5 protein-coding genes and 1 pseudogene are annotated in these 11,814 nt (G+C 39.6%); 2 read left to right on the plus strand and 4 right to left on the minus strand.

Going from position 1 to position 11,814, the window contains the following annotated elements:
* The first annotated feature begins 187 nt into the window (after positions 1-187).
* On the plus strand, positions 188-3,874 hold the full coding sequence (metH, locus tag ACTJIX_RS09365) for a methionine synthase (RefSeq protein WP_262467321.1): 3,687 nt from the start codon (positions 188-190) through the stop codon (positions 3,872-3,874).
* 99 nt (positions 3,875-3,973) lie between these two features.
* On the opposite strand, the gene ACTJIX_RS09370 is transcribed toward metH, so the two are convergent.
* The gene (locus tag ACTJIX_RS09370) at positions 3,974-7,756 is read right to left on the minus strand and encodes a hypothetical protein (RefSeq protein WP_184103751.1); all 3,783 of its coding nucleotides are present in this window, start codon (positions 7,754-7,756) and stop codon (positions 3,974-3,976) included.
* A 343-nt stretch (positions 7,757-8,099) separates the two neighbouring features.
* Between ACTJIX_RS09370 and dhaK the strand changes: the two genes are divergently transcribed.
* The gene (gene dhaK / locus ACTJIX_RS09375; RefSeq protein WP_111810520.1) at positions 8,100-9,830 is read left to right on the plus strand and encodes a dihydroxyacetone kinase subunit DhaK; all 1,731 of its coding nucleotides are present in this window, start codon (positions 8,100-8,102) and stop codon (positions 9,828-9,830) included.
* 93 nt (positions 9,831-9,923) lie between these two features.
* On the opposite strand, the pseudogene ACTJIX_RS09380 reads toward dhaK, so the two are convergent.
* The 3 genes and pseudogenes from ACTJIX_RS09380 to ACTJIX_RS09390 all read right to left on the minus strand — a co-directional run.
* Positions 9,924-10,730 (minus strand): annotated as a pseudogene (locus ACTJIX_RS09380) (glutaminase); the annotation flags it as partial.
* A gap of 12 nt (positions 10,731-10,742) precedes the next feature.
* Positions 10,743-11,309, minus strand: a complete 567-nt coding sequence (locus ACTJIX_RS09385; RefSeq protein WP_121533679.1) for an IS630 family transposase — start codon at positions 11,307-11,309, stop codon at positions 10,743-10,745.
* Positions 11,299-11,754 carry a helix-turn-helix domain-containing protein gene (locus tag ACTJIX_RS09390; RefSeq protein WP_004973749.1) on the minus strand — a complete coding sequence of 152 codons (456 nt, stop codon included), beginning with the start codon at positions 11,752-11,754 and terminating at the stop codon, positions 11,299-11,301. Before ACTJIX_RS09390 ends, ACTJIX_RS09385 begins: the two co-directional genes overlap by 11 nt.
* Positions 11,755-11,814: the final 60 nt, after the last annotated feature.

Genomic DNA, 11,814 nt, shown 5'->3' on the forward strand with positions numbered 1-11,814 from the left:
TCAATTCCTCCATAACTGACTTAGGGCTTTCTGTTTTCTATCTGTTTTCAGCTTTCTATGTACAGTTCAGTTTGCTTATCAGATTTTCATATCAGCCATATCCAGCATTCTGAATAATGGCTACAGAAAACTGCGCACTAATCTGTTAAGATTATTGCCGTTTTTGATGCTTACTGAGAAAGTCTGAATGTCCACACTTGCCACCCTAAAAGAACTTCTTGCCAAGAGAATTTTAATTATCGATGGTGCGATGGGTACCATGATCCAACGCCATAAATTGGAAGAAGTCGATTATCGTGGTGAGCGTTTTGCTGATTGGGCATACGACCTTAAAGGCAATAACGACTTACTTGTGCTGACTCAGCCACAGATTATTCAAGGCATTCACGAAGCCTATCTTGAAGCGGGCGCTGACATTATTGAAACCAATACCTTTAACGGTACCCGTGTTTCAATGTCGGATTACCACATGGAAGATCTGGTTCCAGAAATTAACCGTGAGGCAGCACGTCTTGCCAAAGAGGCCTGCGCGAAATATTCAACCCCTGAAAAACCACGTTTTGTGGCAGGTGTAATTGGTCCGACTTCACGTACCACCTCTATTTCACCAAACGTAAATGATCCTGCATTCCGTAACATTACTTTTGATGCATTAAAAGTCGACTATATCGAATCGACCAAAGCACTGATTGAAGGTGGTGCGGACATCATCCTGATCGAAACAGTATTTGATACCTTGAATGCCAAAGCTGCCATTTTTGCGGTAAAAGAAGTGTTTAAAGAAATTGGTTATGAATTGCCAATCATGATTTCAGGTACGATTACCGATGCATCAGGCCGTACATTGACCGGTCAAACCGCTGAAGCGTTCTGGAATTCAATGCGTCATGCAGAACCGATTTCAATCGGCTTTAACTGTGCGCTGGGTGCAGATGCGATGCGTCCACACGTAAAAACCATATCTGACGTTGCTGATACTTTCGTTTCTGCACATCCAAACGCAGGCTTGCCAAATGCTTTCGGTGGTTATGATGAAACCCCTGAAGAAACGGCTGCATTCATTAAAGAATTTGCAGAAAGTGGCTTGATCAATATCACCGGTGGTTGCTGTGGTACTACGCCGGATCATATCCGCGCGATTGCACAAGCAGTTGAAGGTATTGCGCCACGTCAGATTCCTGAAATTGAACCTACGTGCCGTTTAAGTGGTTTAGAGCCATTTAACATCACCAAAGATTCGTTGTTCGTGAACGTCGGTGAACGTACCAACGTGACTGGTTCTAAAAAGTTCCTTCGTTTAATTAAAGAAGAAAACTTCACAGAAGCTTTAGACGTTGCCCGTCAACAAGTTGAAGCTGGTGCGCAGATCATCGACATCAATATGGATGAAGGCATGCTCGATTCACAGGGTGCAATGGTGCACTTCCTGAATCTGATTGCGTCTGAGCCAGATATTTCACGTGTGCCAATCATGCTTGATTCTTCAAAATGGGAGATCATTGAAGCAGGTTTGAAATGCGTGCAAGGTAAAGCGGTTGTTAACTCGATTTCCTTAAAAGAAGGTTATGACGAGTTTGTAGAACGTGCCCGCCTCTGCCGTCAGTATGGTGCTGCGGTGATCGTGATGGCCTTTGATGAAAATGGTCAGGCGGATACTGCTGAACGCAAAAAAGAAATATGTAAGCGTTCTTACGATGTGCTGGTGAATGAAGTCGGCTTCCCATCCGAAGACATCATCTTTGACCCGAACGTGTTCGCGGTGGCAACCGGTATCGAAGAACACAATAACTATGGCGTAGACTTCATTGAAGCAACAGGCTGGATTAAACAAAACCTGCCAAATGCAATGGTATCAGGCGGGATCTCCAACGTGTCGTTCTCATTCCGGGGTAACGAACCTGTTCGTGAAGCGATCCATGCAGTGTTCCTGTATCACGCGATCCAGAAAGGCTTGACCATGGGGATCGTCAACGCAGGTCAGCTTGCGATTTACGATGATATCGATGCAGAACTGAAAGAAGCTGTTGAAGATGTGGTCTTGAACCGTAATCAAGGTGAAAGCGGTCAGGAAGCGACTGAAAAATTACTGACTATTGCTGAAAAATACCGTGGTCAAGCAGGCGCACAAAAAGCCGAAGAAAACCTTGAATGGCGTAATGAAAGTGTTGAAAAACGTCTTGAGTATGCACTGGTAAAAGGCATCACCACTTACATCGATCAGGATACGGAAGAAGCCCGTTTAAAATCTGCACGTCCTTTAGATGTCATTGAAGGGCCTTTAATGGCAGGTATGAACGTGGTTGGTGACCTGTTTGGTGCCGGTAAAATGTTCCTGCCACAAGTGGTAAAATCTGCACGTGTGATGAAGCAAGCTGTGGCTTGGCTCAACCCGTTTATTGAAGCAGAAAAAACCCAAGGCGAAGCCAAAGGTAAAATCCTGCTGGCTACAGTAAAAGGCGACGTACACGACATCGGTAAAAATATAGTAGGTGTGGTACTTGGCTGTAACGGTTATGACATCGTGGACCTTGGCGTGATGGTGCCATGTGAGAAGATTCTACAAACGGCAATTGATGAGAAAGTTGACATCATTGGTCTATCTGGTTTGATCACACCTAGCTTAGATGAAATGGTTTTTGTTGCCAAAGAAATGCAACGTAAAGGCTTTAACATTCCACTGATGATTGGTGGTGCGACCACATCGAAAGCGCATACAGCGGTGAAGATTGCTCCGCAATATCAAAATGATGGTGTGTTCTATACTGCCGATGCATCTCGTGCTGTAGGTGTGACCACACAATTACTTTCTGCTGAAATGAAACCACAATTAATGGCGGACTATGCAGCGGATTATGAAAAAATCCGTACCCGTCTTGCCAACAAGCAGCCAAAAGCAGCAAAACTGTCTTATGTTGAATCAGTTGAAAATGGTTTCAAAATCGACTTCGACAAGAATGCACCAGTAAAACCAAACTTCATTGGTTCTGAAACATTCACCAACTATCCTTTAGAAACCTTGGTGGAATACTTTGACTGGACACCGTTCTTTATTTCTTGGAGCCTGGCGGGCAAATTCCCGAAAATTCTTGAAGATGAAGTGGTCGGTGAAGCAGCACGTGACTTGTATGAACAAGCGCAAACCATGTTGAAAGACATTATTGAAAATAAACGTTTTGATGCGCGTGCAACTTTTAGCATTTACCCTGCGAACCGTGTAGCAGCAGATACCGTTGCGGTGACTGATGAAAATGGCAATGTAACACACAGCTTCGAGCACCTTCGTCAGCAGTCTGACAAAGTCACCGGTAAAGCAAACTACTCTCTGGCTGACTTTATTGCGCCAAAAGATGTGGCGCAGGATTACTTGGGTGGCTTTACCGTGTCGATCTTTGGTGCGGAAGAACTTTCTCAAGAATACAAAGCCAAAGGCGATGACTATAACGCGATTATGGTTCAAGCCTTGGGTGACCGTTTTGCCGAAGCCTTTGCAGAGCATCTGCACCAGCGGATCCGTAAAGAGTTCTGGGGCTATCAGGCAGACGAAACTCTGGACAATGATGAATTGATCAAAGAGAAGTATGTCGGCATCCGTCCTGCACCGGGCTACCCTGCTTGTCCTGAGCATTCTGAAAAAGCGCCACTGTTTAACTGGTTAGGTACAACTGACAAGATTGGTACTTACTTAACGACAAGTTTTGCGATGTGGCCACCTTCATCAGTGAGCGGTTTCTATTATGCAAACCCTGAAACTGAATACTTTAACGTAGGCAAAATCTCTGGCGATCAGCTAGAAGATTATGCGAAGCGTAAAGGCTGGACACTGGATGAAGCGAAACGTTGGTTAGCGCCAAATTTGGATGATTCTGTGGTGTAATCCTCCTCCTTGCGAAGCGATGCTTCTCACCTTTGATAAAGGGGAAGAATCCATTCGTATCGAATATGAAAAATCCCCTCTTATGAGGGGATTTTTTAATCACCATTCAAATCGCTCATTTCGTTGTTTTTCATTTTCTTCATCTCTTTGAGCTTGTCTATCAATAGCAATTATCCACTCTTTTTCTTTAGCAATGATCAGCGACTCTAATTCTGGAAATATTGGTACTATTTTTTCTTTCAAACTTTGTATAGATGGTAATCTTCTAGACATTTCTTGTGACCAACTACCACTTGCTTGTGTAACCTTAAATATTGATTCATTAAACAAGTGTTCTAGCAGGCTTCCCCTTTCTTCTGACAATTTTAATAACTCCACTAATAAATCTAGCCATACAATCTTACTTTTTGTTTCACCTGTAGTTTCCTCTTGATAATTTTTAACACAAAATAATCTAGCATTTTCTATCCAAAATTTGATTTTGTCTTGATCGCCATCTATCCACTTCAGTAAATTATTTGAATCAGCAAAAAATAAAACTTTATTTAAATCATCTTTCCAAAATTTTGATAAAAAAGCATCATCCTCTAAAAATTCTTTTATAAATTTTATTGTATTTGTCTTTATTAATAATTTTAATATCTTAAATTTTTTATCCTCCCTATAAAGAGAAATGTATCGCTCACCATTAAAATAATCTTTAACATCATTAAATATTTTATTTTCAAAATCCTCTCTACAACCTAATAATACTTTTAAACCATCCTCATAGTGATTGAAGTTACTCTCACTACTAATAAATTCAGGAACATTGCCTAATAAAATAGATTGATATTTCTCTGATAATTTTTTTTGAAAAAAGCACTCCTCAATTAATTCATAATGAACTCTATCCCATTGCTCTAAATCAATTAGTCTATCTAGAAACAGCTCAAATATTTCATTATTTATTCTATTATGATATTTGCAACCTGCCAATCTTGGCAATTGATTGATATTGACTTTATCTAGCATGAAAAGTTGGTAAAAATACTGAAAATCTTCATTATTTTGACAACTGTTAAAAATCATATGAGGGGCTATATTCCTCAAAATAGTGTGCCCTAACAAAAATTCTATAAATTTTTCATAATCTTTCTGTGATTTTTTTTTAAAACCTTTTAATAATCCTAATAAAAACTCAGAACCTTTTATATCTATTTCTATATGTGTATGTTGAATTGTATCAATGCAATTATCAACATTTTCAAATACATGAACTGTACTTTCACCTAACTGAATCAAATATTGATGTGCTAACCATCCACTACTTGCTTTGATCAATAAATCTAAATTTTCTTTTAAATTTCCAATATCTTTTAAGTATTTACTTAAATATTGGATTAACTCCTCATAGGAATTAAATTCAGGGATTTTAATTGCATGTTCATCATTTTCACTTTTACTCATTCTATAGATATCATGATCTGGAGCTAAAATATAAGTCTGTAATAGCTCTCGAACACTATCTTTATTAGGTCTTAGCTCTTGTTCTAAATTTTCTAATTCTTGTAATAATTTAGGTGCATTGATTTCTAATTCATCTTTATTAAAATTAATAATACTTAGAAGTTTTCTATGCGCTTCTGGAAAATATTTACGTTCATTAAATTTAAGTACAAATTTTCTAACAAACTCAACTTTCCTGCATTTCCAAATTATAGCTTCAAGATTATTTGAAAAAACCTCTCGTGCTTTGCTAACATTTTGACTATCTAATTCATCCAATAAATTAAGTAGAAACTCAACCCAATTCCAAATTTCACCATAGGTTTGAGGTTGATAACCATATTCATTTATTTGAGAATTTTCAGCTAAATCTCGTACAGAAAATCCATAATCATGAAAATTCAGTGCTTTAGATAAACAATCTAAAAGGATAGATCTACATTCAGGCTTAGATTGCAGTTCCTTCAGCACCTCTTTTTTTTGCTCTAAATCAGCCATTGTTTCTGATGTATAGAGCCTAAATAATGAAGTTACTAAATCTCGAATAGAGTTGTTTCTTTCACCTTCTTTTTCATCTTTAGCAAAATAAATGAGTAAATCAAAAGCTTTTTTAAAGTTATGTGATTGATAAGATAAAGATCGAACTAATCTAGAAATTTCAACAAAATGAGTATTTTCCCTAGTTAGAAAACTAGGATCAGTATTATGCTTTTGCTCGAGTAATTCTAAAACTTGATCTTCAGCAATATGAGCAAGTAATCTAAATTTAACTAAATCCTGTGAATCATATCCATCATTTAAAAGTTTCTCTCCCAACCATCCACTAGAAGAAAACCATGATGTCACTAACTCTTGTACTTTTGGAACATCATGTAAGTAACTTAAACGTTTAATACAGGACATCTGCAAACGTGCAGGCATATTTTGAATAAACTCATCTAGATGTCTAACTAACTTCTTTGAGATACATTCTTTAGCTAAATGATTTGCTAGTACATGTGGTAAAATTGCACGCCATTTCCCACGCTGTTGAACAATGTCTTTACTTTTCAGCTCTTCGATTTTTTCAATAGCATCATAACTATCAACTCTTGCAAATCTCGATAGATAATCCACTTCAGAATTTTCTTCGCCTTCATCTTCTAGATTAAAGGAATAAACTAAAGCAAAATTTTGAGCAACTTTATATAACTCATCATCTCGCTGTCCTCTCTGCCAAAAGAGTCGTTCAAACAACTCAGAACTTGTAAGCAATGCTAAGTTATCACTACGTTCAATATTTGAAGCTACTGCCAAAGCTAATCGATAGTTACCACCTGAGAACTCAGCAATTTTTCTTGCGTTTAAATCATTAATATGTGGGTAATGTCGTTCTATAACTTTTTTAATAATTTCGGGGCTATTTGGCTTTAATTTATAAACTTCTGTACTCTCTGGTAAATCGTCCTGAACATCATATTCAATAGTTAATAACGAAATTTGAGTATCTTGAATTTTTTTCGTTAAATTGCCATGTGTATCTTGGCCACAATTATCGACAATTAAAATATAGGGTTGCTTTTTTTGAATCAGCTCTTCAACAAAATGCTGAGGTTGTGGGTTAGGTGAATCACCAAAATCACAATACCAAACATTTTTAATATCTAGGCTATTGCTTCCAATGCGCTCATCGAAAAGAGCTTGAGCAAAGCGTGTTTTACCTACACCTGAGAGACCAACCAATCTTATAGAAGATCCGCCTACTGATAGTTTTTCTCGAATTGTATTGATACCATCAGTCACACTAATTTCATTTTTGTTAAAATCTTTAGGTACAATAACTTTAATATCTTCATCAACTAAATATTCTGCTTCAACTTTATCCTTTGTATTTGACCAATCATCGTAGCGTTGCCAACCTTCTAGCTTTTGCTCTGTAAAAAAGTATTTAGCTAAATCATCATGCTCTAAGCACACAAATTCAGATTCAAAAAATGAAGCTTCTCTCCATTCAAGCTCAATCATTAATTCTTTAGCTTTAGCATTTATATCTATTAAAGCCTGAGGGGACATCATCTTTTTTTCAGCTTTATTGTATGCTTCTCCCCAAAACTGATTTGTATATACCAATATTTTGGTTAGTGTGGGATGATCTCTTCTAGCTTTCTCTAGCATTTCTAAAAAGTCATCTTTATGGCTAGAAAGACTTGTAGAGTAAAACTTGGCTTGAAAGCCTATGACTTCACCCTCTTTTTCAATTGGATTTTTTTCAATGCCTGACTGATTTTTAAACCCAAACCATCCTTTTGGTAAATCAAATTCTCGACAAAATAATAGATAAGCAAACCATTCGAATGTCACTTGCTGATTATTTGAAAATTTTGCCGAAAACACTTCCCAATTTGGTTGGATCATATGCCATTATCCACATAATTTTTATGGATAAATTAATCCAAAAACCTATCATTTACAATATACCCTCACCCCAACCCTCTCCCAATGGGAGAGGGAGAAATTAATATGAATTAAATAACTGTTTAAATTTAATAATGATGGTTCCCTCTCCTGAGCAAGTTTTAAAGCACTGCTTTAAAATGAAACGCAAGTGAGGGCTAGGGAAAGATAAAAAAACGCCCCTTTTCTAACCCATCAATCCCAAACTCTTCGTTTTTACACTTTTAAGTCTGCAAAATTCATCACTTTCATGAATAATAGACCAATAAATTTATCTCCCAAATCAATGACTGTTGGTGTTCCAATGAAGAAACTCATGAACGGTGCTGAAAACATCGTTGTCGAAATGTGCAAAGGCTTTGTCCTGGCACATCCAGAACTGGCATTTAATGAATCTTATAAAATCATTTCCCGAAAAGAAAAACACCAAAATGTCGCCCTGATCAGTGGTGGTGGTAGCGGTCACGAACCTGCTCATGCCGGCTTTGTTGGCCAAGGTATGCTAGATGCTGCTGTATGTGGTGACGTATTTGCCTCACCTTCACAAATTCAGGTCTATAAAGCCTTGCAGCAAGTCGCGACGGACAAAGGTGTCCTGATGATTATCAAAAACTATTCTGGCGATATGATGAATTTCCAGAATGGCGCTGCACTTGCTCAGGAAGATGGCATTAAAGTTGACTATGTCAAAGTGGCTGATGACATCGCGGTAAAAGACAGCTTATATACCGTTGGTCGTCGTGGTGTAGCCGGTACGATCTTCGTGCATAAAATTGCCGGTGCTGCTGCCTCTAAAGGCTATGAACTGGCACGCGTGAAAGAACTGGCACAAAAAGCGGCTGACAATGTGATTAGCCTTGGTTTCGCCTATACCTCTTGTACCGTTCCTGCCAAAGGCACGCCCACCTTTACGTTGGCAGATGATGAAATGGAATACGGCGTCGGCATCCATGGTGAGCCGGGCATTCGTCGTGAAAAAATTCTGCCATCCCAAGAACTGGCACAACGTATTATCGATGACCTGTTCCTCAATCGTCCTGACATGCAAGAAGTTGCTGTTCTAGTGAATGGCTTTGGTTCAACACCAATGCAAGAGCTGTATGTCTTTAATAATGATGTGTGCGAACATTTGGCGCGCAAAGGCATCAAGATTTACCGTACTTTTGTCGGCAACTACATGACCAGTATCGACATGAACGGTGCTTCGGTGTCATTGCTAGCTGTGGATGATGAACTAAAAGGTTATTTAGATGCAGAGGCCAATACGCCCGCTCTTAAAATGGATGGTTCAGCAGCACAGCCTTTAATCTTCTCAACAAAAAATGCCGCAGCAGAAGATGTAATAAATACAGAAGTCGAAACTCAGCCCGAACATGCTGAAATTCAAAATGAACAGTTCACAATTGAAAATATGCGTTATGTGGTCGATGTGATGGCTGCCTGTATTATCAAAAACGAAGTGCCATTCTGCGAGCTGGATGCCCATGCAGGTGATGGTGACTTTGGGATGAGTGTAGCTAAAGGTTTTAAACAGCTGAAACGCGAATGGCAAAGCCTGATTCAAGCCCAGCACATGGATGAATTCTTGCTAAATAGTTCAATGATTATTATGGAACACTGTGGTGGTGCATCAGGCCCGATCTGGGGTTCAGCGTTTCGTGCAGCGAGTAAAGCCATTCAAGGCAAATCCACATTAACTGTGTCAGATTTTGCCGAGATGCTGCAAGCAGCAGTGAAAGGCATTCAAGTTACCGGCGAACGTTCATTTGGCCGTGGAGCAGTTGTTGGTGACAAGACCCTGATTGATGCTTTGGTTCCTTGTGCCGATTCATGGTCAGCCAATACCGATAAGACTTTTAAAGAAAACTTTGTGTTGGGTGCAGCGGCGGCAGTAAAAGGTGCAGAATCCACCAAAGACATCGTGGCGCGTATGGGCCGTGCCGGTACGGTCGGTGACCGTAGCTTGGGCTATCCTGATGCAGGTGCACATGGGTTAGGCGTAATCTTTACGGATATTGCTGAACATATTAAATAAGAATTTCAAGATTTGAAAAAAAGCCTCGCATTATCGGGGCTTTTTTATTTACTGACAGATATCCTATTCTGAAGCAAGCTGACAGAAAAACGTCTATTGAAATTTTTCCAGATACTTGGTCAGTTTTTCTTTGACCACGACCCTTTTATTTCCCTTCATCTGGGCTTCACTTAAAATTCCTTCCGAGTCAACCACCACGACTGGATGACCATCCTTCTTCAAACGGGCCACACCTTCAAATAACATTCGAGCACCGACATTATGAATTAAGGTCAAATTGGTCAGATCCAACACAATTCGTTTTTTGCCTTCCGGTTCATCTTGCAAAATACGCAGTAGCATTTCCGATTCAGTAAACTGCAATACGCCACGCAGTTCGTACACCACCACATGATCACGTTTACCGGTGAGATAACGACTTTGCAAAATGGTTTGTGCCGATGGCGTCCCTTCCATTAAATGCAGCCCCATTTCCCGGGACATACGCTCAAAAATATCGACGCCACGTACACTATGTCCATGCTCATCAATTCGCGGAGAAAACACGGCGATACCCACCTGCCCAGGTAACACTCCGATAATACCGCCTGCAACCCCACTTTTGGCCGGAATACCCACGGTGGTCAGCCAGTCCCCGGCAGCATCATACATGCCGCAAGTGAGCATCACACTCAGGACTTGCCGCACTACAGAACGGTCCAGCAATTTTTTACCGGTTTGTGGCTGAATTCCGCCGTTGGCGAGTACCCCGGCGATCATCGCCAGGTCTTTGACCGTCACCTTGATTGAACACTGCTTGATATACCCATTTACAATCGCTTCTGGATCTTCTTCCAGCACCCCCACGGTACGCAGCATATAGCCCAGGGATCTGTTACGAAATGCTGTTTTCAGTTCGGAGGTAAGCTGTCATTAAAAAGTAAACATGTATTCTTTTCCGAATTGGTTTGATACTCTCTCCACCCATTGCTCTATTTTATCAGCTGTCATGACTTGAAAATCTCGCCAATAATATTTCATCTGCTTCCATACCATCTCGATTCGATTTAACTCAGGGCTATAAGCTGGAATAAAATACAAATTCGTCGAAAAGTTACTTTTAAGTAGCTCTCTGTAATCAGCCATCTTTTTACTTCTATGAATCGAGGCATTATCAACAATAAGAACCAATGGAAGGTTATAAGTCTGTTTTACTTGTTGAGCTATTCCAGTTAAATAGGCATAAAACCAAGTGCTTGTAACAGACTCTTGTAAACAACTTGTCACCAGTTTCCCCGTTGAAAGCAAACACCCCATGACATTAACTCGTTTTAATCTTATTGCATCAACCGCATGAACATCACCTATCTTTGTCCACGCATAGCGGTTATCAGGTGTAGATGAAAACCCTGTTTCATCAACATAACCTAATATAATTTCACCACGTGCCGCTTGCTCTCGTAATTTTTCAATCTGCTGTGTTGCTTGTTCAAATGCAATCGGATCTCTTTTTTTTCAAGCTATGACGGGTACGCTTGAAGACCATACCTGAATCACGTAAAAACTTACGAATGGTTTCAACAGACACGGACACTTCGTATTCTTCATGTAGTTTGACTCGGATTTGTTCTGCATTGAGTGGACTTGTATTGACCCAATCTAGGATTTTCGCCTGATAGTCTGAGATCAATGTATTGGGCCGACCTGAGCGATGACCTTCTTTAATCGATTCAAACTCATACAATTCCCAACGTCGGCGTTGTAGCCTTATGGTTTCTGGGATACGTTCTTGTAGAGTGGCAACTTCCGCAACACTTTTACCTTCAGAAAGCCAGAGAATAGTTTGGGCACGTTGTCTTTCACGCCAATGTTTTGCATGCTTGGCCAGAAAAATGAGTCGTTCTCGCTGTTCTAAACTAAGTGGTACAGAAACAATTCGAGGCATGTGTGAACATCTGTTAACTAAAAAAACTTTTTCGCATGATTAGTTATTTTTGTCAACTTA

This window comes from Acinetobacter sp. 22323 (assembly GCF_052044895.1).
Taxonomy (GTDB): Bacteria; Pseudomonadota; Gammaproteobacteria; order Pseudomonadales; family Moraxellaceae; genus Acinetobacter; species Acinetobacter schindleri.